This is a genomic window from Streptomyces sp. NRRL WC-3618 (genome assembly GCF_001280005.1).
GTDB lineage: Bacteria > Actinomycetota > Actinomycetes > Streptomycetales > Streptomycetaceae > Streptomyces.
The window spans coordinates 1-22,797 of sequence record NZ_LGDW01000037.1; the positions used below are offsets into that span (position 1 = coordinate 1).

Below are 22,797 nucleotides of genomic sequence, written 5' to 3' on the forward strand. Positions count from 1 at the left end.
ACTCGAAGTTCCCCCACCCGTCCGCCCCGTACTCCACCGTGCCCGGTAATAACACCGGCGCCCTGAACTCGGCCCGGACCAGGGCCGATTGGGGTGTGCCGTGGGCCGCGAGGCAGCGTGCGGCGGTCCACATGCCGTGGGCTATCGCGCGCCGGAAGCCGAAGAGGCGGGCGGTGAGCGGGTGCACGTGGATGGGGTTGCGGTCGCCGGAGGCGGCGCCGTACCGCCGTCCGACGTCCCCGCCGAGCCGCCACGAGGCGACCAGGGGCAGCGCCTCGCGTTCCTCGGCGGACCCGGCGGAGCCCGGCGCGCCGGTGGCCGCCCCGGCGGGAAGGGCACGCCGGTGCCGGGCGAGATACGTGCTCCGCGACTCCCACACCAGCTCCCCGCCCTTGCGCGCCTCCGTCCGTACCGACGCTTCGGTGCCGCGCCGATGGGGCGCCAACTCCTCGACGTGCGCGGAGAGTTCGTACGCACCGTTGGTGGTGAGCAGCCGGTGGCGGGTGATCTCGACCGAGGTGTGGACCAGGCCGAGGAGCGGGAGCGGGAAGGCGCGGTCGGTCATCAGGAGCATGGCCAGGGGGAAGCCGAGGACGTGCGGGTAGGTGATGGGGAGGGAGTCGTCGCCGACGGGGAAGCCGCAGACCCGTTCGTAGGCGGCGAGGCGGGCGAGGTCGACGCGTACGCCGGGCAGCACGAGGCGCGTGCCCGGGAGGTCGGCGTCCGGGCGGGGCCTGTTGAGGGCGGATCTCTTGAGGGGGGAGAGCAGGGCGCCCCGGGCGAGCAGGGGGGTGAGGGAAGGCGTCCGGTCGAGGGTGTGAGCAGGCATACGGCTACGCGACTCCCGGCTCGATGGCTTGCTTACTCTGGAGTAAGGTTACCGGAGGTACGTCACAAGTCGCATGTGAGGCGCACAATCCGGTCGTGACGGACGTGTGAAGAAGGCAGGGGAAGGCGGACAGAGCCGGTGCTCACGTGAAAAACCCTCAGGACAGGGCGAGATGACGCATCGCCGCCCCGCCTGACAGCTGATCTTGCACACCCCCGCCGCTGCACCGCCCCGGAACCCGCACGAACCCCACACCTGCGAGCCGTACGATCCGGTTTCTGAACAGCGGCACCGCCGAAGTCGTACATCTGTGGTGAACACCACCAGAGGTGTACACGCCGGAAGGCCGCCGCACGCCACAGGAGCCGCTCGTGTCCTCGTCGTTCCCGTCCTCCCCGCCCTCGCCGCCGGTCGTGACCGCAGTCGGCTACGACGGCGAGCCCCTCCTGGTGGAGCCCGAGATCCGGCGACTGGACGGGGTCGTGCGGGAGGTGTCCGTACCGGCGTTCGTCTCGCCCGCGACCTACGGCTCGCTCGCGGACCTCCCCTTCGAGAACGCGGACGAGAATCCCGAGGCGACGGTCCTCAGCCGCCGTACGCCGGACGGGACCTGGGCGGACGTGACGGCGGCCGAGTTCGCCGAGCAGGTCCTCGCGGTGGCCAAGGGGCTGATAGCCGAGGGTCTGATGCCGGGCGACCGGCTGGCCATCATGGCGCGGACGACGTACGAGTGGACGGTCATGGACTTCGCCGCGTGGGCGGCGGGCCTGGTGACCGTGCCCGTCTACCCGACGTCCTCCGCCTTCCAGACCCGCTGGATCCTCCAGGACTCCGGCGCCGTGGCCCTCGCCACGGAGACCCTCGCCCAGGCCGCCGCCCTCGGCCCGGAGCGCGACCGCATCCCCGACCTCAAGCACATGTGGGTCTTCGAGAAGGGGCACGTGGAGCGGCTCGCGGAGCTCGGCAGGGATGTGCCGGACCAGGAAGTCGCCGTACGGCGTGGGGTGTTGGGCCCCGACACCCTCGCCACGCTCATCTACACCTCCGGCGCGACAGGCCGTCCGAAGGGCTGCGCGCTCTCGCACGGCAACTTCTTCGCCGAGGTCGACAACGCCATCGAACTTCTCTACCCCGTCTTCCGGGAACGGACGAAGGAGGAGGCGTCGGTACTGCTGTTCCTGCCGATGTCGCACGTCTTCGGCCGGATGGTGGCCATCGCGTGCATCCGGGCGGGCGTACGGCTGGGCCACGCCCCGAGCCTCAGATCGGAAGACCTGATGGCGGACCTGGCGGCCTTCAAGCCGACCTGTCTGCTCGCGATCCCCTACATGCTGGAGAAGGTCTTCAACACGGCCCGCGCGAAGGCCGAGACGGGTAAGCGGCTCTCGTCCTTCGACCGCGCGGTGGACGTGGCCTGCCGCTACAGCGAGGCGGTGGAGGAGCAGCGGCACGGCAGGGGCAACGGTCCCAGCCGTGCGCTGCGCACCGCGCGCGGCTTCTACGACCCGCTGGTGTACCGCCGTATCCGCAACGCCATGGGCGGCAAGGTCCGTTACATGATCTGCGGCGGCTCACCGCTCGGCCGCCGGCTGGCCGGATTCTTCGCCGGGGCGGGCATCGAGATCTACGAGGGGTACGGCCTCACCGAGTCCACCGGCGCGGCCACGGTCACGCCGCCGCTCAAACCCCGGGTGGGGACGGTGGGTTGGCCCCTGCCGGGCACCCGTGTCCGGATCGCCACCGACGGTGAGGTGGAGCTGTCGGGCGGGCAGATACTGCGCGGCTACTGGGACCCCGGCGCGGGCGGTGTCGTCCCGGCGGCACCGGACGGCTGGCTGGCGACCGGTGACATCGGCTCCCTCGACGAGGAGGGCTACCTCACGATCACCGGCCGGAAGAAGGAGATCCTGATCACGGCCGGCGGCAAGAGCGTGGCCCCGGCGCCCCTGGAGAACTGGCTGCGGGCCCACCCCCTGATCTCCCAGGCGGTGGTCCTGGGCGACGGCCGCCCCTACGTCGCGGCCCTGATCACCCTCGACGCCCCCGGCCTCACCCACTGGCGCCAGATGCAGGGCAAGCACCCGGTACCGGCCGAACTCCTCATGGACGACGCCGACTTGAGGGCGGTCATCCAACGGGCGGTGGAGGAGGCCAACAAACTCGTCTCCCGCCCGGAGTCCATCCGCCGCTTCACCATCCTCCCCGTCGACTTCACGGAGGAGGCGGGACATCTGACACCGTCGATGAAGCTGCGGCGATTCGAGATCATGCGGGACTTCGCGACGGAGGTGGAGGGGCTGTACGAGCGCTGAGGAGCGCCGACGAACGCTGACAGTGGTAACCCCGGTGGTCGTCCGGAGGTCGTCCGCACGTCTTCCGCTGGTCACCGGGGCGGGCGGCAACCAGGGCTTTCGGCGACCGTATCCGCGAACACCCGCGCGCTCGGACTGAGCGCGTCCCAGCGCCGTACAGCCCACCCCACCGCCAACGGCCGTAGCGCGGGCAGCGGGACGAGCCGGACCGGTCCGTCGGTGCCGGGCACCGGGAGGTCGGGGACGGCGGGGACGATGGCGTACCCGAGCCCCAACTCGGCCAGCAGCAGCGCCGTGTCCCAGTCGGCGACACTCGTGTCGAACGCCGGCCGCGCCCCCACCTCCGCGAACGCCGTGTCCAACTGCGCGGCGGACGTGGAGTTCGGCGGCAGTCGAATCAACCGCAGGTCGCGCAGATCGTCGACTTCGGCGTACGCCCGCCGCGCAAGAGGATCATCGGCGCGTACGGCGAGTACCCACGGCAGCTCCATCACCACCCGCTGCTCGATGCCCCGCACCGGCGCCCCGACAGTGATCCACGCGAGATCCAGGTCGCTGTCGGCGAGCGCGGCGAAACACCCTCGACTGGAGTTCTCCGTACGGAACTCCAGGCTGACGTTGGGGTGTTGGCGCCGGAAGGCGACAACCGCCTCCGCCATGAAGTGCCGCACGGTGGTGGCACCGGTGGCGATCCGCACCGAGCCGGTCTCACCGTCGGCAAGATCCCTGAGCTGCCGCAGCGCGAGATCCAGCCCGGCGATGCCCTCCGCGGCGGCGGACTGCAACACGCGCCCGGCCTCGGTCGGTACGACACCCCGCGCGTGCCGTTCCAGCAGGGCGAAGCCCGTCTCCCGCTCCAGCCGCCGCACATGCTGACTCACCGCCGACTGGGTGCACGCGAGGTCACGGGCGACCGCGCTCAGGCTCCCGGCCCGGCATACGGCGACGAAGACACGCAGGTCGTCCAGGGTCACAACACCCAAGCTAACACTTGGAGTTGGTGACAAAAACTTAGGATTGACTGGCTACGGACGAGTACGTCACGATCAGCGCAGGGCCCAGGCGGCAACCCGTCCCGCGCCCCCGCCGGGGTCCGGACCACAGGGTGGGGAGCGGACGGGTGCCGACCTTTCGCGCACCGAGAGGACACCACCCCCATGTCCGCTTCCCCTCCCTCTCCCCCTACCGTCGTGCCGTCCACGGCAGCCCAAACTGTGGGATTCCTGCGGCAGTTGGGCGCCGAACAGATAGCGCACCCCGGCGGTACCCTGCTCGCCCACCTCTGCCGGGTCTACCGTCTGCTCGCCGCCTGGGACGCCCGGCCGGCCCTCCGCCTGGCGGGCCTCTGCCACGCCGCCTACGGCACCGACGGCTTCCCCACCGCCCTGCTCTCCCTCGATCGTCGCACCGAACTGGCACGGGTGATCGGCCCGGAGGCGGAGGAGATCGTCCACGTCTACGCCGCCATGAACCGCAGGGCCACCTATCCGGGCCTGGCCGCCCCCAACGCCCCGTTCTACGACCGCTTCACCGGCGGCGCCCGGGCCGTGAACCGGAGCCTGCGCGAGGATCTCGCCGAACTGACGGCCGCGAACGAACTCGACCTGGCCCGGGTGAACCCGGTGTTCCGCGAACAGTGGGGCCCGGACCTCCTCGCCCTGTTCGCCGGCTTCCGGCCCCTGCTGAGCGGACAGGCGTGGGAGGAGGCGGGGACGTTGCTGGGCGCGGGCGGGTATCCCGAGAAGTAGGGGGGTCTCTGCAGATCCATTGGCGACGGAGCCGTTCCCGCCAAGACGTGCCTCGCACGTCGTAGCGCCTCGTCCACGTCGAATTGCTTGCGGCCTGAATGTCGCCCAGGCGATGCGACTGGCGGCCGACGACGTCACGGGGGTCGTCCTCGACGACTGCGGCCACTATCCGGCCGAGGAGCAGCCGGCGCGGTTTGTCGAGATCCTGGAGGACTTCCTCGCGGCCAACCGGTAGCAGCAACGCCACACGGCTGAACTCCGCGAACGACAGGCTGAGCTTCCCAAACTCCGCTACGTCGTCGAGCAGGCCTTCGCCCTCCTCCACCAGTTCAAACGCCTCGCCATCCGATGGGAACGACGGGCGGCCGGATTTGCCGGTTTCGTAGTGTTCGCGGTGGCTGATGGCGAGACGTAGCGGTATTTTGAGAAGTAGGGGGTTGTGCGCCGGACGGAGTACGGTGGCAGTACCGAGCGCACCTCGCACGCCGTCATCCGTTTCGGCGTCGCCCTCGGGGCACGGCAATGCCGGAGCGCATCGCGCCCGGTCGGAAATGAGCCGCCCCACATGAGCCTGATGACTCTCGGAGTACTCGCCTCCTCGCTCAAGGAGAACGAGTTCCGCCTGCCCCTGCACCCCCGCCACCTCGAGCGGATCTCCCCGGACCTGCGCGAGAAGATCTACCTCGAACAGGGCTACGGCGAGCGCTTCGGCGTCCCCGACGACGCACTGCGCCCCCTCGTGGCCGGCCTGCGCTCCCGTGAGCAGCTCATCGCCGAGTGCGACGTCATGCTGCTGCCCAAGCCGACGCACGACGACGTCGCCGAGTTGCGCGAGGGCCAGGTGCTGTGGGGCTGGCCGCACTGCGTGCAGGACGAGAAGATGACGCAGCTCGCCATCGACCGGCGGCTGACCCTGATCGCCTGGGAGGCCATGAACCACTGGACCTCCACGGGCGCATTCAGTGTCCATGTGTTCCACAAGAACAACGAGCTCGCGGGCTACTGCTCGGTGCTGCACGCCCTCCAGCTCGGCGGTCTGACCGGCCACTACGGGCGCCGCCTGCGCGCGGTGGTCATAAGTTTCGGTGCCACGGCGCGTGGAGCGGTCACGGGCCTGGGCGCCATGGGGGTCACCGACGTCACGGTGCTCACCCAGCGTGCCGCGGCGGCGGTGGCCTCGCCGATGCCCTCGGTGGTGATGGCCCACTTCGAGGAGCAGGAGGACGATCCCTCGCGCCTGCGCGCGGTCACCGCTGCCGGTTCCATGCCGATGGCGGAGTACCTGGCCGGGTTCGACGTCATCGTCAACTGCATCCTGCAGGACACCGACGCGCCGCTCACGTTCGTCAACGACGAGGAACTCGCCCTGTTCCGGCCGGGCACCTTCTTCGTCGACGTAGCGTGCGACGAGGGCATGGGCTTCACCTTCGCCCGCCCGACCACCTTCGGCGCGCCCATGCACACGGTGGGGCCGGGCTGCCACTACTACGGGGTCGACCACAGCCCGTCCCACCTGTGGAACTCCGCCACCTGGGAAATCAGCGAGGCGCTCCTGCCCTACCTGCGCAAGGTCATGAGCGGTCCGGCGGCATGGGACGCCGACGTCACGGTCAGAAAGGCCATCGAGATCCGCGACGGCGTCGTCCAGAACCCGAAGATCCTCTCCTTCCAGCACCGGACGGCCACCTACCCGCACGCGCCCGTTTAGGGCCTGTCCGGCGGATCATGCCGGAGACGCGGGGCATGGCACGCCCTCCCCCAGAGGGGGGACCCCCAGCCGCGTTGTCGTCGGTTGCCGACTCCCCCACTCTCGACTGCGCTCGACCGGGGGACCCCCATCGCGTCGACGCCCTCCTCCGCCTTGCAGTTGGACGCACCATGCCCCGCTCACGTGCGCTGATGAGGCACTGCGGCTTCCCTCCGACCTGATCCGCCGGACAGGCCCTAGTCCTCCGGCACCCAGGCGCGGAGCAGGTCGAGCAGCTCCGGGTCGCCGTCGAGTTGCAGGGAGTCCGCCGGGATGCGGTCGTACAGGTAGATGACCAGATCACTGGCCGTGCCGCGAACGGAGACGCCTGCCGCGTCCGGGTCCTCGCCGGTGGCGGGCAGCCGGGTGGTCCTTGCCCCGTCGCCGTCGGCCGTGAGGCGCCAGGAGCGGCCCTCGGTGGCGTGGAAGTCGAAGGCGGTGGGCTTGTGCGGCCAGGGGCTCGTCGTGAAGCAGGTGATGAACAGGGTCTCCTCGACGCCGTCGAGCGCCAACTCGGCAGGCAGCGCGGCCGGTTCGCCCACGGTGAGCTGGGCGTCGTAGGTGTGCACCGCGAGCTCCTGGACCTGGTGGCGGGCGACGCCACCAGCGGTGTGCGGCACCTGCGTCTTGCCCCAGCCGGTGAAGCAGCCCTGGTCCGGACCGGCCTCCCGCAGGGCCGCCAGCAACAGTTCGGTCGAGGCGGCCAGCCAGGCCTGCACGGCCTCGCGCTCCTGCGGCGCGACCGCGTCACCCTGGGCCGGGGTCCTGGACGTGGCGTCCGGCCCGGCTGCGACGGTGGCTGCCCAGCGGCGGCGGCCCTCACCGATGTGCTGCACCAGGTCGGACAGCGTCCACCCGGGGCAGCTCGGCACGGGCAGGTCGAGGCTGGGTGCGGCGGCGATCGCGGCGCGGAAGGCGGTTGAACGCCCGTCGATCAGCCGCAGCAGCTCGGGAAACTCAAGTGTGTTGTGCACGGCGGCAGTTCTATCATCGTGATCCATTTGCCCGACAGCGGTTTTCCCCGCCGGTACGGCGGGCAACTCCGGCCCAGGGTGCGGGCAGACACTCGTACAGCCAGTTCCGTACGTCCGCTCGGCGGGTGCGTCACTGGCCGGCCGAGAACGACCACCGTACGCCGGAGGTGCCGGTGAGGTGGATGTACGCGTCCGGGTCGACGGTGCTGGTCTCCATCTCGTTGTAGATGGTGGCGACCTTGCCGTTCTCGCACTTCTCGGTGAAGGAAACGCCGACGGCGGGGACGTCGACCTTCACGGTGCCCTTGCCCGTGCAGTTCAGGGCGATCCCGAGTACTCCCTTGTGGAGCCCGCCCTTGAAGGGGACGTTGCGACCGAACTGCCCGTTGGCGAACGAGGCGATGGTCTTCCGGTCGATCTTCGGAGCCTCGGTGACGCTGTCGCCGTTGGGCTCCGCGACGTCCACGGCGGGCTTGGCGGGCGCGGTGGGTGTGGCGGGGGGCGACTTCTTGGCCGAGGTCTTCGGGCCGTCGTCGCCGCCGGTGCAGGCGGTACCGGTCAGCAGTACCGCCGCGCAGATCGCTGCCGCTGTGGCGGCGCGGGTGATCTTCGTCATGTACGGATCATCGCCGCGCCGGGTGCGGAGCAGTCCACTCCGGGCGCGCCCGCAGCAAGGCTGTTACAGAGAGGTGTGGCGGAGGAACGCGGCCCAGGTGGTGGGGGAGAGGGCAACTCGCCGACTGGGGGCACCCGCACGACAGCGACGTGAGCTACGCCGCGCAGCACGTCGTCGCCGAGCTCGCCGCGAACGCCGTCACGCACGGCCGCGTACCGGGACGCGACTTCGAACTCCGCCTCCTGCTGTTCCCGGAGGGCACCCTGCGTAGCGAGGTGAGCGATACGAGGGGTGACCGGCAACTGCGACCGTGCCCCGGTGGGAGGCCGACGAGGGCGGCCGGGGGCTGGTCATCGTGTCGGTCCTCGCCGGTACGTGGGGTGTGGCGGAGCGGGACGTCGGCAAGACGGTGTGGGTGGAACCCCCGCTCAAGGACAGGCGAGTGCGGGCCCGGCCGCCGTTTCCCATTCCGGAGGCAACGGGAAATCCCCGGGAAACGCCTGGTCGGCCCGTGTCCCCGGCGACAACGTGAGCGTCGTACGGCGCCTCACCCGTCGTACGACATCCGTGACGCATCCTTGGAGACCTCGATGAACCTGTCACGCACCACGCTCGCCCTCGCCCTCGCGTCGGCCGCCTCTCTGGTGGCCGTGGGCAGCCCCGCGCTCGCCGCCGCCGGCACGACCGCCACCACCGCACCGACCCAGTGCGTCCTCGTCCTTGACGAGGTGAAGCCCGGCGAGAGTGTCTCCGACGTCAGTCTGCACAAGTGCTTCAGCGGTCCCGGCGCCTCCGCGCGGGCCACGGCGGCCGTACCGCGGGCGGCGGCGCAGACGGAGCTGATGATCTGGGCCGTGGACGCCAACTGGGGTGGCGAGTACACCAGGATCTACGGCAACGGCGGGACCTGTGACGCGTCGGGCTACAGCTTCAGCCCGAACAGCTGGTGGTCCTCGCGCCTGTCGTCGTTCACCCTCGAGGGCGCGTGCAACAGGTCGTTCCTGCGCGGCCCGAGGGGCAACGGCTCCTTCAGCGGTCAGCTGATCGGCTACGTCGGCGACTCGCTCAACGACGCGGTGGACTACATCAAGATCTGGCGCGGCTGACCGGTCCGAGCAGGTCGGAACAGGGGTTTCCCGGGCCTTTGAGCCAAGAGGCAACGGGAAACCCCTGTTCTCCCGCCCCCCGTCCAGGCCACGGTGAGGCCTGTCCCACTGCCCCGAGCGACACGGGGGCGTGAATCGAACGCGGTCCGGACTGTCGGCGCCACGCACGCGTGGCACGGCCGCGAGAGGAGAACGTGATGAGAACACTGCGCCGGGCAGCGGGGCTGGTCGCCATGATGGTGACCGCCCTCCTCCTGGCCCTCCTCCCGGCGACCGCCGCCCAGGCGGCCGGCACGGGGGAGCAGAACTGGTGCGCCGCGCAGGGCATCACCTCGCCCGAGGCGAACCGCGCCATCGACGCGGCCTGCGCGGAATGGCGTGCGCGCACGCTCTACACCTGGGGCGGCGGCCACGGCCCGGGTCCCGGCCAGAGCTACGGCACCTGGGACCTCAGCAGCACGGACGGTTTCGAGGAGACCGTGCTCGACCCCCAGACCCGTGGCTTCGACTGCTCGGGCTTCGCACGCTGGGCCTGGTACAAGGCGCTCGGCTACGACATCCTCGGCGGCGGCACGGCCAAGTCGATGTTCCGTGCCGCCGGCCGGACGTACAAGCAGGTCAACGGGTCCGGCGGCGGCAAGCCGGCCGTGTCCGACCTGGAGCCCGGCGACCTGGTGTTCACCGGCGTCGGCGGCACGGTGGACAGCATCACCCACGTGATGATCTACCTCGGGGACGGCTACGTCGTCGAGGCCTACCAGTCGCAGAAGCCGATCCGCGTCATCGACATCAACTCCCGTATCAGCAACAACCGTCTGGTCGGGGTCACCCGGATGCCCCAGGGCAGCCCCTTCACCGAACCCACGGGCTACGACGGCACCCTCCAGGTCACCTGGGGCACGGGCGTCGCCGTACGCGAGCACCCCAACCACCTGGCCGGCCTGGTGACCCGGCTGTCCGGACCGGACATCGTGTACGCCAGGTGCCAGCAGCGCGGGGAGCGCGTCACGGCGGAGGGCTACACCAACGACACGTGGACGTATCTGTCCAACCGCGGCGGCTGGATCAGCAACATCTTCCTGAAGGGCCCGGCGTGGCTGCCGGAAGTGCCCGCCTGTTCCGGGTCCGCCTACGACTCGCAGATCGGCGCCGGTGGCGGCGGTAACGCCACCCAGGGCGGCGCCTACAGCACCTGGGGCACCGGCGTGGCGCTGCGCTCCCAGCCGTCCACCGTCAACGGCACGACCGTCGCCCGGCTGACCGGTCCCACCTCGGTCTCCGTCAGCTGCCAGGTGCACGCCCAGAGCGTGACGTCCGAGGGCTACACCAACGACGCCTGGTCCTACCTCCCGCAGTACGGCGGCTGGATCACCAACATCTACATGAAGGGCGACGCCTGGCTCGCCGGGGTCCCGGCCTGCGACGGCAGGGGCACCGCGACGCCGGTCGGCGCGCACGCCTACAGCACGTGGGGCACCGGGGTGACGATCCGGAGCAGTGCCGCCACCGGTGCGGGTGTCGTGACCCGGCTCTCCGGTCCGACCGGGGTGGCGGTCTCCTGTCAGAAGCACGCCGAGAGCGTGACGGCGGAGGGGTACACCAACGACGCCTGGTCCTACCTGCCCGAGTACCAGGGCTGGGTCAGCAACATCTACATGAAGGGGGACGCGTGGCTGGCCGGCGTCCCGAACTGTGTGAACCCGCGCGCGGTCTGACCAACCTGAGCGGGCTCATCGGTTGACCTTCGTGTCCACCGCTCCGGTACACGGCCCACGGGGGGGCTCGTGTACCGGAGCGGTTCCGCTCGCACCGGCCGTCGCGCGGCGGCGGCCACTCGCCCAACAGGTCATGTGACCCTCGTCACTTCCCGCCATGTCGCAGATTCCCCGTCCCTGCCCCGGGCTTACCATCCCCCAGACATACGGTCGCCGACCTGACCACTCGGCGCAGGAAACGGTGCTCCGCGCACCGTTGGCCCCGGGGGAACCCCACTCATGGACCACAAGGACGGCGGGTCCGCGCGTCCGTCGGCCGCTGCTCGAAGGCGGCCACAGCACTCGTCCTTCGGCCCCGCCCTTCGTGAACTGCGCTTGGAGCGCGGCCTGTCGCTGGCGGACCTGGCGCGGATCACGCACTACAGCAAGGGCTATCTCAGCAAGATCGAGACGGGCCGGAAGCCTGCCAACTGCGATGTCGCGCGGTTGTGCGACGAGGCCCTGGACGCCGACGGCACGCTCCTCGTCCTGCTGCCGCCGGCCCTGCGGGAGGGGCAGCCGGTGCCGGGCGACGACGAGGACTGCCCCTATCCCGGGCTGTCCGCCTTCGGCCCGCGTGACGTCGGGCGGTTCTTCGGCCGGGAGCGGGCGGTCGCCGTGCTCGTGGAGCGACTCGCCCAGCGGTACGGCAAGGGGCCGGTGGCCGTCGTCGCGCTCTCCGGGGCGGGCAAGTCCTCGCTGCTGGGGGCGGGTCTCGTCCCCGCTCTCGCCGACGGTCCTCCGGGCGCCCCGATGGTCATGTGCACCCCTACGGCGCGTCCGCTGTCCGCCCTCCGTCAGGCGCTGCGCACCGCACTGCCCGCCGGCCTGCTCGACCACCTGCACGACGACGGCCCGCCCGCCGAACGGGCGCACCAACTGGTGACCGTCCTGCGCTCCTGGGCCGCCGACCGCGTCGCCGCCCCCGCCGGGCAGACACGCCACGGCGCCGGCGCCGGTGTCGTCATCGTCGACCAGTTCGAGGAGGTCTTCACCCTCTGCGACGACGAGGCCGAACGCCGGTCCTACATCGCGGCCCTCGTGACCCTGGCCGGCGGCGACGACGAACCCGGGGCGGCCGAGGGCACGTTCAGCGTCGTACTGGGGGTACGCGCCGACGTCACCGGACGCTGCCTGGAGTACCCGCCGCTGGTTCCCGTCGTCAGCGACGGGCTGTTCGCACTCGGTGCGATGACCGTCGACGAGCTGCGGGAGTGCATCGTCCGTCCGGCCAGGGAGACGGGGAGCGCGCTGGAACCGGGCCTGGCCGAGCTGCTGTTGCGCGACCTGGGAGCGGCCGACACCCCCGCCTCCGCCGCGAGCGGCCCGGACACGGCTCTCCCCGGCGGCAGGCCCGGGGTGCTTCCGCTGCTCGGGCACGCCCTGCGGGAGACCTGGCAGCGGCGCACCGACTCCACCATGACGGTCGCCGGCTATCTGGCGACGGGCGGCATACACGGCTCCGTCGCCACCGCCGCCGAGAACCTGTTCGCCGCGCTGTCACCGGACCGGCAGGACGCCGCCCGCAGACTGCTGCTGCGGCTGGTGCGCGTCGGCGAGGACAACGAGGCCTCCCGGCGCCCGCGCACCACCACCGAACTGCTCGACGGCCTGCCCGATCCCGCCGCCGCCCGCGCCACCCTCGACGCGCTGGTGACCGCCCGGCTGCTGACCGTGGACGCCGACCGCGTCGAGATCGTGCACGAGGCGCTGCTGCGGGCGTGGCCCCGCCTGCGCACCTGGATCCACACGACACGCGCCGACCTGCTCCTGCACCAGCAACTGGGCGCCGCCGCCCGGGAATGGGACCGCGAGAACCGCGACCCGAGCCTGCTCTACCGAGGCTCGCGGCTGACGGCGGCCCGGGAATGGGCGGCCGGACCCAGCGGCCGGGACAGCGTGCCGACACCGGTGGAGGCCGACTTCCTGCGCGCCGCCGAGCACGAGGAGGACCAGCGCCGGCGTCTGGCACGGCGCCGGGCCCACCAGCAGCGCACCGGAATCGTCGTCCTCACCGTCCTGCTCGCCCTGGCCCTCCTCGCCGGCGGAACCGCCTACCAACAGCGCATCTCCGCCGACGCACAGCGCAGGACGGCGCTGTCGCAGGCCATGGCGGCACGCGCCGCCCAACTGGCGTCCGGGCAGCCGGAGGCCTCGATGCTGCTGGCGGACGCCGCCTACCGCACCGCGCCCACCACCGAGGCACGCAGCGCCCTGCTCAGCACCCAGGCCAACGCCTTCGCCGGCCGGCTCAGCGGCCACCGGGGACCGGTGAACAGCGTCGTCTTCGGCCCCGGCCGACGGCTGCTGGCCTCCGCGAGCTCCGACGGCACCGTACGGCTGTGGGACGTCGCGACCCGGCGCGCCGCCGGGACACTCGTCGGGCACCGGGGGCCCGTGCGGTGCGTGGCCTTCTCGCCGGACGGCCGCACCCTCGCCTCGGCCAGCACGGACGAGACGATCCGGCTCTGGTCGGTGTCCGGCCGACGCGGGACCGCCGTGCTGACGGCACACCAGGGAGCGGTCCGCTCCGTCGCCTTCTCGCCCGACGGACGCACCCTGGCCTCCGCCGGGAAGGACGGCACCGTACGGCTGTGGGACCTGCGCACGAGGCGGCAGACCGCGCGGCTGACGGGGCCCTCCGGCGACGTCTTCGCACTGGCGTACGCGCCGGACGGATCCCGGCTGGCCGGTGCCGGCGCCGACCGCACCGTATGGCTGTGGGACCCGCGCACCCACCGGCCCACCGGCGTTCTGCGCGGCCACCGGGGCGATGTCCTCGCCGTGGCGTTCAGCCCCGACGGCCGGGTGCTCGCCACCGGCGGCGCGGACCGCACCGTACGGCTGTGGGACCCGGCGGCGCGCCGCCAGACCGCCGTTCTCGCGGGCCACGACGACGACGTGAACGGGCTCGCCTTCGGACCCGGCGGCCACACCGTGGTCTCCGCCGGGGGCGACGGCACGGTGGTCCGCTGGGACGTCCACACGCGCCGCGCGATCGACTCCCTCTCCGGCCACACCGACTACGTGATGGCCGTCGCGGCGGACGGCGACCTGCTGGCCACCGCGGGCTTCGACGGGACCGTCGCCCTGTGGGACCTCACCGTCCACACCCTCAGCGCGTACCCGGTCAGCGAGCTGTGGAAGGCCGACTTCAGCCCCGACGGACGGCTGCTCGCCTCCGCGGCGACGGACGGCAGCGTCCAGCTCTGGGACGTGGCCCGCCGTACCCGCGTGCGCTCCCTGACCGGCCACAGCGGTGCCGCCTACGCCGTGGCGTTCAGCCCGGACGGCCGCTGGCTCGCGTCGGCGGGCGCCGATCACACCGTACGGCTGTGGCCCGTCCAGGCGGGAGGGGGCGACCCCGTCGTCCTCACCGGTCACACCCAGGCGGTGTTCGACGTGGCGTTCAGCCCGGACGGCCGGTGGCTCGCCTCGGCGGGCGCCGACCGTACGGTGCGGCTGTGGCGGCTGTCCGCGACGGGCATTCCGGCGAAGGCGCCTGCCACCAGGGTGCTCACCGGGCACACCGACTTCGTGAACTGCCTTGCCTTCAGCGCCGACAGCGCCACGCTCGTCAGCGGCAGCGACGACCTCACCCTGCGGCTGTGGAACGTGGCGCGGGACCGTCCGACCGCCGTCCTCGCCGCGAACGGCGGCTCCGTCCGCGCCGTGGCCTTCGCGCCCGACGGCCGCACCCTCGCCAGCTCGGGCAACGACGGTGTCATCCGGATGTGGGACGTGGCGCGCGCCCGGATGACGGGCCTGCTCGGCCAGCACACCGGTGCGGTACGCGGCCTGGCCTTCAGCCCCGACGGCCGTTCCCTCGCCAGCAGCGGCAACGACCGCACCGTACGGCTGTGGGACCCCGTGCGGCGACAACTGTCCGCCACCCTGACCGGGCACACCCGCGCGGTGTGGGGCGTCACCTACAGCCCGGACGGCAGGACGGTCGCCAGCGCGGGCAACGACGGCACCGTCAGGCTCTGGGACCCGCGCGTCCCCGAGCGCGTCACGGACCTGTGCCGGGTGGTGGGCCCCGTCGACCCCCGCCGGTGGCAACGCCTGCTGCCCGGCTACGACTACACGCGGACGTGCGCGGACCGACCCCGGGCGTGACGCGAGGCGTCAGGAACGCCCGCCGAACCGCCAGTCGTGCACCTCGATACCCGCGTACCGCTCCGGGCTCGCGAGGACCGCGCGCGCCGCGTCCGGGTCCGGGGCGCGCAGCAGGGCCGCCGTGCCCAGCCAGGTGTCGCCGTCGTCGGACAGCAGGGGGCCGTAGGCGATCAGGTCGTCCCGGTCGATCCCTGCGGGCAGGCCGAGGTCGACGGCCTCACCGGTGCCGACGCCGTGCCCGAGGCCGAGCACCAGGTAACGGTCACCGTCGGTCGGGCCGCCGGGGAACTCCCACATCGTGCGGCCCAGCGTGTTGCGCCACCGTCGCAGCAGCACGTCACGGTAGACGCCGGCCTGGTAGCCCGGCTCGTCGAAGGCGAACGCGCGGGCGGTGGCCGGATCGGGCAGGTCGAGGATGTGCACACTGCCGGTGAGGGTGTCACCGTCGTCGGCGAAGGTCGGGCCGCGGGCGATCATCTCCTTGGCGTACTGATCCATGTACGACCAGTGCGCTTCGAGCAGCTCGTGGCGCAATGGGAGGGAATCGGGCCGGTCTCGGTGGTAGCAGAGAAACTCCATGCCCGAAGACGTACCAGGTTCGGCCGGTGCATGGCACAAGCCGGGTCGGTGCGGTGTCGGGTGCGGGTCCGTGGGGGCTGATCGCGCAGTTCCCCGCGCCCCTGAAAAGCAGGGGCTGCGCCCCATGCTTTTCGGCCCGCAGGGTCCGTGTTTCTGTCTTCAGGGGCGCGGGGAACTGCGCGACCAGCCCCCACCGGACCCGGACCCGACAACGAACCCACGTGCATGGCGCTTGACTTCACAAGACCCAAGTAGGACATTCCCGCCTCATGAACCCACGAGCGGACTCTACGTCACGTACCGAACACGGCGAACTCCCTTCCAGGCGAGGCGTGTTGGCTGGCGCCGCGGCGTCCGCGGCTGCGGGTATCGCGGTCGGCACGGCTGGAACGGCCCAGGCCGCGACGCCGCCGCCCCTCCTCGGAACGTACGACGTCGTCGTGATCGGCGCGGGCGCCGCCGGCATGACCGCCGCGCTCACGGCCGCCAAACAAGGCCTGACCTGCGTGGTCGTCGAGAAGGCGGCCACCTTCGGCGGGTCCGCCGCCCGCTCCGGCGCCGGGATCTGGATCCCGAACAACCCCGTGCTCCTGGCCGCCGGGGTGCCGGACACCCCCGCCAAGGCCGCCGCCTACCTCGCGGCCGTCGTCGGACCGGACGTCCCCGCCGCCCGTCAACAGGCCTTCCTCGCCCACGGCCCCGCCATGCTCTCCTTCGTCATGGCCAACAGTCCCCTCCGTTTCCGCTGGATGGAGGGATACAGCGACTACTACCCGGAGTTGCCCGGCGGGCTGCCCAATGGCCGTTCCATAGAGCCCGATCAGCTCGACGGGAACATCCTCGGCGCCGAACTCGCCCACCTCAACCCGCCCTACCTCGCCGTCCCTTCGGGCATGGTCGTCTTCAGCGCCGACTACAAGTGGCTGGCCCTCGCCGCCGTGAACGTGAAGGGCGCCGCCGTCGCCGTCGAGTGCCTGGCACGCGGCACGAAGGCCGCCCTCAAGGGGCAGGCCCCGCTCACCATGGGCCAGGCCCTCGCGGGCGGACTGCGCGCGGGGCTGGCGTCGGCGGGGGTGCCCGTCTGGCTCAACACCCCGCTCACCGACCTCCACTTGGAGTCCGGAGCGGTCACCGGAGCCGTCGTCACCAGAGGCGGCGCCCCCGGTCTCCTGCGCGCCCGGCGAGGCGTGATCGTCGGCTCGGGCGGCTTCGAGCACAACGCGGCGATGCGCGACCAGTACCAGAGGCAGCCCATCGGTACGGAGTGGACGGTCGGCGCGAAGGAGAACACGGGCGACGGAATCCGGGCGGGCGAACGGGCCGGCGGCTCCCTGGCCCTGATGGACGACGCCTGGTGGGGCCCGGCGATCCCGCTGCCCGGCGACCCGTACTTCTGCCTCGCCGAACGCACCCTCCCCGGCGGCCTGTTGGTCAACGCGGCGGGCTCCCGCTTCGTCAACGAGGCGGGCCCCTACAGCGACGTCGTGCACACCATGTACGACCGCGACGCCACCGACCCCGACATCCCGGCCTGGCTGATCGTCGACCAGAACTACCGCAACCGCTACCTCTTCAAGGACGTCTCCCCGGCCTTCCCGTTCCCGGCCGACTGGTACAACTCCGGTGCCGCGCACAAGGCGTGGACCCTCGACACCCTGGCGACGTCCATCGGCGTCCCGCCCGCCGCCCTGCGCACCACGGTCAGCCGCTTCAACTCCCTTGCCCTGAGCGGCCATGACACCGACTTCGGGCGCGGCGACAGCGCGTACGACCACTACTACACCGACCCGTCCATCTACCCGAACTCCTGCCTGGTCCCCCTGTGGCTGCCCCCGTACCACGCCTTCCGGATCGTCCCCGGCGACCTCGGCACCAAGGGCGGCCTACGCACCGACGCCCGGGCCCGGGTACTGCGGGCCGACGACACGGCGATCCCCGGCCTGTACGCCGCCGGCAACGCCAGCGCCGCCGTCATGGGCCACAGCTACGCGGGCGCGGGCTCGACGATCGGCCCGGCGATGACCTTCGGATACGTGGCGGCACTGGCGGCGGCGGGGGTGCTGTGACGGAAGGGGTGCGCACCTGGGACATGCGGGAATGCCTGTGCGTTCGCCATGGACATGCCCTAGTGTCACGGTGATTGCTGGGGAGGCAACAGGTGCGTGTGAGGCACGGGGGGCGGCGCTTCGCCGCATCAAGAACGATGCTGGTGATCGCCATGTCCGTACTGGGCATGTCGCTCGTCGCGGGATGCGGACAGAGCTACGGGGACCCGCAGCCGTACGACACCCTGGCGCAGGTGCCGGAGAAGCTCGCGGTGAGCGGGACGACCATCACGGTCGGCGACCCGACAGCCGAGGTGACCGTGCACCTCTACGAGGACATGCGCTGCCCGGTCTGCGAGGAGTTCGAGACGACCGGCGGTGGCCAGGAGCTCCAGAACGCGGTGCTGCGGCGCGAGGTGAAGGCCGAGTACACCCTCGCCTCCTTCCTCGACGACAGGCTCGGCGGGAGAGGCTCGAAGAAGGCGGCCAACGCGCTCAGGGCAGCCCTGGCCGCCGACAGGTTCGCCGAGTACCACGAGGTGCTGTACGCCAGCCAGCCCGAGGAGGAGGACGACGGCTTCACCGACGCGCGTCTCCTCGAACTGGCCGAGCAGGTCGACGGGCTGCGCACCCCCGCCTTCGAGTCGGCGGTGAAGACGATGAAGTACCGCTCCTTCGTGACCGACGCGGAGCGCGCTTACGAACGCGTCGGCACCGAGCCCGGAAAGGGACCGGGCACACCCACCGCCGAGATCAACGGCGTCCGCGTCCCCGAGGCGCTCCGCGGAGTGCTGTTCGACTCGAAGGTCTTCGCGAAACTGCTGCGGGCGGTCCAGGAGAACCCCGGAGAGTGGCAGACGTACAAGGACTACAAGCCGGCTCCGGACCCCAAGGACTACGGGTACTGAGCCGGCCCGCCGGCTCCCCACCCCTCCCTCACGACCTGCGGGCCATCAGGAACGCCTGCGGGGACGTCTCTGCCTCCTCGTACGCCGCCCGCACGGTCTGCGACGTGAGCGTGAACCCGGCCTCCGTCAGCAGTTCGGCGATCCGCTCGGGCCGGCGCCGCTGGAAGGTCATGGACACGGGGTGTCCGAACGGCTGGTCGTGGTGCTTGTGCACGTCGCCCGCCTGGAAGCCGAGCAGCAGTTGCCCGCCCGGCGCGAGTACGCGACGGAACTCGGCGAAGAGGGCGGGCAGTCGGTCGGCCGGGGTGTGGATCGACGAGTACCAGGACACGACCCCGGCGAGCGCCCCGTCGGCGAGGTCCAGCTCCAGCATCGACCCCTGCTCGAACCGCAGCCCCGGATGCTCCCGCCGGGCCACCGCGAGCATCGACTCCGACACGTCCAGCCCGAACACCGACAGCCCGAGCGAGTCGAGCAGCGCGGTGACCCACCCCGGCCCGCACCCGAGATCGGCGACCTGGCCACCGGCGCCCCCTGAACCCCGTACGAACTCGGCGTACGCGGCGATCACGGCCCGCTCCAGCGGCTGGGCGGCGAGCACGGAACGGAAGCGGGCGTAGTAGTCCTCGGCGATGGCGTCGTAGAAGACGCGGGTGGCGGTGACGAAGTCGGCGCCGGTCGCGCCGCGGGTGCCGCTGTCACTGTGGGTGTCCATGGCGGGGACCCTAGTGGGGCCCACTCACAATGCGGCCGGCGTCCGGAAAAGGCAGGAGCTCCGATGCCTGACGGCTCGGAGCTCCTTGGGGTACTGCACACGTTCCGGATCAGAGTATTCGACTCAGAAGAGCCGCAGACTTAGATCGGGGTGACGTTCTCCGCCTGCGGGCCCTTCGGACCCTGCGTGACGTCGAAGGAAACCGCCTGGTTCTCTTCGAGAGAGCGGAATCCGCTCGCGTTGATCGCGGAGTAGTGGACGAAGACGTCCGGGCCGCCGCCTTCCTGGGCAATGAAACCAAAGCCCTTTTCGGCGTTGAACCACTTCACGGTTCCGGTAGCCATAAGCCCTCCTTGGGCCCAAAGGGTTGCCCTGCTCCAGAACCTGCAAGGTGTAAACAAAAGCTTGTAAACAACTGCATTCATCTGAATAAGACGAGAGCCCGCGGTCACATGCTCCGCAGGCTCTGTACTGCAAGGGAAACCAAACTGCAACTTGCGGCGAGCCTAGCATGCAGGCACCCGAAAGCAATAGAGGTCAAGATCACGTCACTCGGACGTTTGAGAGGCGGCGCGCGCCCTTGACAACCCCCCTGGAGGGCTCATGGTAGGGCAGGCCGGTTAGCCTCGCGATGTGGACAATTCTCGCACCCGGCCGCGCGTCGGCCACATCCAGTTCCTGAACTGCCTGCCCCTGTACTGGGGGCTCGCGAGAACAGGCACGCTCCTCGACTTCGAGCTCACCAAGGACACCCCTGAGAAGCTCAGCGAGAAGCTGGTGCGCGGCGACCTCGACATCGGGCCCATCACCCTCGTCGAGTTCCTCCGCAACGCCGACGACCTCGTCGCCTTCCCCGACATCGCCGTCGGCTGCGACGGCCCGGTGATGTCGTGCGTCCTCGTCTCCCAGGTCCCCCTGGACCGCCTGGACGGCGCACGGGTGGCGCTCGGCTCGACGTCCCGTACCTCCGTACGCCTGGCGCAACTGCTCCTGGCCGAGCGCTACGGCGTACAACCCGACTACTACACGTGTCCGCCCGATCTCAGCCTGATGATGCGGGAGGCGGACGCGGCGGTGCTGATCGGGGACGCGGCCCTGCGCGCCAACCTCCTGGACGGCCCGCGCTACGGCCTCGAGGTGCACGACCTGGGCGCCCTCTGGAAGGAGTGGACGGGACTGCCGTTCGTCTTCGCGGTGTGGGCGGCCCGCAAGGACTACCTGGACCGCGAACCGGTCGTGACCCGCAGGGTCCACGAGGCGTTCCTCGCCTCCCGCGACGTCTCCCTGGAAGAGGTCACCAAGGTCGCCGAACAGGCGGCCCGCTGGGAGGAGTTCGACGCCGGGGTCCTGGAGCGCTACTTCACGACCCTCGACTTCCGGTTCGGCGGCCCGCAACTGGCGGCCGTACGGGAGTTCGCCCGCCGGGTCGGCCCGACGACGGGCTTCCCCGCGGACGTGGAGGTCGACCTGCTGGCGCCGTAGGCTGCTGGTCGCGCGCGGGACGGGCGGGCAAATGGGTGGGTACGGGGGAGAGGTGGGCGTCATGCAGCCGCTGGACGTCGGCGAGTCGACCGTCGTGGGGCCCTACCGGCTGCTCGGGCGGCTCGGCTCGGGCGGGATGGGCCGGGTCTACCTGGGGCGCAGCGCGGGCGGCCGTACCGTCGCCGTCAAGATCGTGCACCCGCACTTCGCGCTCGACGAGGAGTTCCGGGCCCGGTTCCGGCGCGAGGTCGAGGCCGCCCGGCGGGTCGGCGGCGCTTGGACGGCCCCCGTCCTGGACGCCGACCCGGAGGCCCCCGTGCCCTGGGTCGCGACGGCGTACGCGGCCGGCCCCTCCCTGACGGCCGCGATCACGGACGACGGTCCGCTGCCCCTTAATTCCGTACGGGCACTGGGCGCCGGCCTCGCCGAGGCGCTGACCGCCGTCCACGCCCTGAACCTCGTCCACCGGGACGTGAAGCCGTCCAACGTCCTCCTCACCCTCGACGGCCCCCTCCTCATCGACTTCGGCATCGCGAGGGCCACGGACGGCACGGCGTCCCTCACGTCGACGGGCGTCTCGGTCGGCTCGCCCGGCTACATGTCCCCGGAACAGATCCTCGGCCGCCCGGTCACCGGAGCGGCGGACGTCTTCTCACTGGGCGCCGTACTGGCGTACGCGGCGACCGGCCGGTCCCCCTTCCCCGGCGACTCCTCCGCCGCCCTGCTCTACAAGGTCGTCCACGAGGAGCCCCAACTCGACGGGCTGGTTGGTGAGTTGCGGGACGTGGTGGAGCGGTGCCTGACGAAGGACCCGGCCGCGCGACCGACCCCCGACGAGGTGGCCCGGCGGCTCGCTCCGCAGGGGGCGGCGCGCCTGGTCGCGGGCGGGTGGCTGCCGGGGGCGTTGGTGGAGCGGGTCAGCCGGGGCGCGGTGGAGTTGCTGAACCTGGAGGTGGCGGGGGCGGAAGCGGAGGCGGTGGCTCGGGAGGGTGCGCTGTCCGGGCCGGCGGGACCAGGGATGGGTGAGTTCGGGCCGCCGCCGGTGATGCCGGGGCCGGTTCTTCCGGAGCCCCGGGACGCTGAACCGGAACCGGAACCTGAGCCGTCCGACCGTACGCCCGGGAAGGTCTCCGTGAGCCTGGCGGCGACCTCGGCACCCGTCGACGGCGGGCGCGGACGGAAACTGAGCTGCACGGTGGCCCTCGCGGTGGCGGGCGCGCTCGCGGCGGTGACGGTGGGCTCCGGGTACGTGTTCGACCTGCTGCCGGGCGGGCGCGGGGGCGGTGACGCGGGCTCCGACTCGGCCGTGGAGCGCCCGGCACCGAGCACGGTGCCGGGACCGGCGAGCGGCGCGATGACGCTGCCCGAGTCCTACGTCGGCACCTGGGAGGGACCGGCCGTCGCCCTCGGCGGCGCGCTGCCGATGGGGACGTTCCGGGTGACGGTCCAACAGGCGGCGGTGGGCGAGAAGTTGGGCACCTTCCGGCAGACGGACCAGATCGGCGGCACCTGCGACGACGATCTGTTCCTGAAGGAGGTCACCAAGAGCCGCCTGGTCGTCACGTCGATCGCCGACAAGTCGAACAGAGACGTGTGCACGACGGGCTCACACACGGTACTGCTCACTCCGGTGGGCACCGACCTGAAGTACGAGACGGACAACCCGGAGGCGGGGGATCCGGTGTCCCGGATGTCGAGGGTGGGCTAGAAAGGGCCTGGGCCCCTCACCGCTTCTCCAGCCCAGGTCGTGTTTCCCGCCCACCCACCCGTTTGCCGTATCTATCCAGCCGAGACCCCGCACCCTCAGCCCGTCCGGCGTTTGAGGACGAGGCTCCTTCAGCCGCAGCTTCTCTCCCACCCCCC

Annotated in this window: 19 protein-coding genes and 1 pseudogene; 13 read left to right on the top strand and 7 right to left on the bottom strand. The window is 71.5% G+C overall.

Going from position 1 to position 22,797, the window contains the following annotated elements; translation table 11 throughout:
• Positions 1-829 (bottom strand): MaoC family dehydratase (locus ADL01_RS05715; protein WP_053740788.1); only part of this gene is annotated, 829 nt, incomplete at its 3' end.
• Between the two features lie 371 nt (positions 830-1,200).
• Between ADL01_RS05715 and ADL01_RS05720 the strand changes: the two genes are divergently transcribed.
• Positions 1,201-3,141 (top strand): AMP-dependent synthetase/ligase, encoded by a 1,941-nt coding sequence (locus ADL01_RS05720; protein WP_053740789.1) that lies wholly within the window; start codon positions 1,201-1,203, stop codon positions 3,139-3,141.
• Between the two features lie 71 nt (positions 3,142-3,212).
• Here ADL01_RS05720 and ADL01_RS05725 read toward each other — a convergent pair whose 3' ends face one another.
• Positions 3,213-4,115 (bottom strand): LysR family transcriptional regulator, encoded by a 903-nt coding sequence (locus ADL01_RS05725; RefSeq protein ID WP_053740790.1) that lies wholly within the window; start codon positions 4,113-4,115, stop codon positions 3,213-3,215.
• Positions 4,116-4,298: 183 nt separating this feature from the next.
• Between ADL01_RS05725 and ADL01_RS05730 the strand changes: the two genes are divergently transcribed.
• The 4 genes and pseudogenes from ADL01_RS05730 (at position 4,299) to ADL01_RS05735 (ending at position 6,597) form a co-directional block, all read left to right on the top strand.
• On the top strand, positions 4,299-4,889 hold the full coding sequence (locus tag ADL01_RS05730; protein ID WP_063783460.1) for a DUF6817 domain-containing protein: 591 nt from the start codon (positions 4,299-4,301) through the stop codon (positions 4,887-4,889).
• 112 nt (positions 4,890-5,001) lie between these two features.
• Positions 5,002-5,124, top strand: a complete 123-nt coding sequence (locus ADL01_RS41420) for an alpha/beta fold hydrolase (RefSeq protein WP_234354508.1) — start codon at positions 5,002-5,004, stop codon at positions 5,122-5,124.
• A 36-nt stretch (positions 5,125-5,160) separates the two neighbouring features.
• Positions 5,161-5,253: pseudogene (locus ADL01_RS45805) on the top strand (IS5/IS1182 family transposase); the annotation flags it as partial.
• Positions 5,254-5,454: 201 nt separating this feature from the next.
• Positions 5,455-6,597, top strand: coding sequence for a N(5)-(carboxyethyl)ornithine synthase (locus tag ADL01_RS05735; RefSeq protein ID WP_053740792.1), 1,143 nt, complete (start codon positions 5,455-5,457; stop codon positions 6,595-6,597).
• Positions 6,598-6,833: 236 nt separating this feature from the next.
• Here ADL01_RS05735 and ADL01_RS05740 read toward each other — a convergent pair whose 3' ends face one another.
• Both ADL01_RS05740 and ADL01_RS05745 read right to left on the bottom strand, forming a co-directional pair.
• Positions 6,834-7,610, bottom strand: coding sequence for a maleylpyruvate isomerase family mycothiol-dependent enzyme (locus ADL01_RS05740; RefSeq protein WP_234354509.1), 777 nt, complete (start codon positions 7,608-7,610; stop codon positions 6,834-6,836).
• 130 nt (positions 7,611-7,740) lie between these two features.
• Entirely contained in the window at positions 7,741-8,226 is a 486-nt protein-coding gene (locus tag ADL01_RS05745; RefSeq protein WP_053740794.1) for a hypothetical protein, read from the bottom strand.
• 310 nt (positions 8,227-8,536) lie between these two features.
• Between ADL01_RS05745 and ADL01_RS45810 the strand changes: the two genes are divergently transcribed.
• The 4 genes from ADL01_RS45810 to ADL01_RS05760 all read left to right on the top strand — a co-directional run bounded on the left by ADL01_RS45810 (position 8,537) and on the right by ADL01_RS05760 (position 15,205).
• Positions 8,537-8,758 (top strand): hypothetical protein, encoded by a 222-nt coding sequence (locus tag ADL01_RS45810; protein ID WP_234354510.1) that lies wholly within the window; start codon positions 8,537-8,539, stop codon positions 8,756-8,758.
• Positions 8,759-8,816: 58 nt separating this feature from the next.
• Positions 8,817-9,332, top strand: coding sequence for a hypothetical protein (locus tag ADL01_RS05750; protein ID WP_053740795.1), 516 nt, complete (start codon positions 8,817-8,819; stop codon positions 9,330-9,332).
• A 197-nt stretch (positions 9,333-9,529) separates the two neighbouring features.
• The gene (locus tag ADL01_RS05755; RefSeq protein ID WP_053740796.1) at positions 9,530-11,047 is read left to right on the top strand and encodes an NlpC/P60 family protein; all 1,518 of its coding nucleotides are present in this window, start codon (positions 9,530-9,532) and stop codon (positions 11,045-11,047) included.
• Between the two features lie 279 nt (positions 11,048-11,326).
• Positions 11,327-15,205 carry a helix-turn-helix domain-containing protein gene (locus ADL01_RS05760; protein ID WP_078960343.1) on the top strand — a complete coding sequence of 1,293 codons (3,879 nt, stop codon included), beginning with the start codon at positions 11,327-11,329 and terminating at the stop codon, positions 15,203-15,205.
• A gap of 9 nt (positions 15,206-15,214) precedes the next feature.
• On the opposite strand, the gene ADL01_RS05765 is transcribed toward ADL01_RS05760, so the two are convergent.
• A complete protein-coding gene (locus tag ADL01_RS05765) occupies positions 15,215-15,784 on the bottom strand; it encodes a YciI family protein (protein ID WP_053740797.1) in 570 nt (189 codons plus the stop codon).
• 269 nt (positions 15,785-16,053) lie between these two features.
• Here ADL01_RS05765 and kstD point away from each other — a divergent pair, with 269 nt between their 5' ends.
• Positions 16,054-17,850 (top strand): 3-oxosteroid 1-dehydrogenase, encoded by a 1,797-nt coding sequence (gene kstD / locus ADL01_RS05770; RefSeq protein ID WP_324614577.1) that lies wholly within the window; start codon positions 16,054-16,056, stop codon positions 17,848-17,850.
• A 137-nt stretch (positions 17,851-17,987) separates the two neighbouring features.
• The gene (locus ADL01_RS05775) at positions 17,988-18,737 is read left to right on the top strand and encodes a thioredoxin domain-containing protein (RefSeq protein ID WP_053740799.1); all 750 of its coding nucleotides are present in this window, start codon (positions 17,988-17,990) and stop codon (positions 18,735-18,737) included.
• Positions 18,738-18,765: 28 nt separating this feature from the next.
• Here the strand turns inward: ADL01_RS05775 and ADL01_RS05780 are convergent, their stop codons facing one another.
• Together ADL01_RS05780 and ADL01_RS05785 are read right to left on the bottom strand one after the other, a co-directional pair.
• Positions 18,766-19,452, bottom strand: coding sequence for a class I SAM-dependent methyltransferase (locus ADL01_RS05780; RefSeq protein ID WP_053740800.1), 687 nt, complete (start codon positions 19,450-19,452; stop codon positions 18,766-18,768).
• A gap of 140 nt (positions 19,453-19,592) precedes the next feature.
• Positions 19,593-19,796, bottom strand: a complete 204-nt coding sequence (locus ADL01_RS05785) for a cold-shock protein (RefSeq protein ID WP_053740801.1) — start codon at positions 19,794-19,796, stop codon at positions 19,593-19,595.
• Between the two features lie 289 nt (positions 19,797-20,085).
• Between ADL01_RS05785 and ADL01_RS05790 the strand changes: the two genes are divergently transcribed.
• Positions 20,086-20,934 (top strand): menaquinone biosynthetic enzyme MqnA/MqnD family protein, encoded by an 849-nt coding sequence (locus ADL01_RS05790; protein ID WP_053740802.1) that lies wholly within the window; start codon positions 20,086-20,088, stop codon positions 20,932-20,934.
• A gap of 61 nt (positions 20,935-20,995) precedes the next feature.
• Complete coding sequence (locus ADL01_RS05795; protein ID WP_053740803.1) at positions 20,996-22,642, top strand: serine/threonine-protein kinase; 1,647 nt, start codon at positions 20,996-20,998, stop codon at positions 22,640-22,642.
• Positions 22,643-22,797 lie beyond the last annotated feature (155 nt).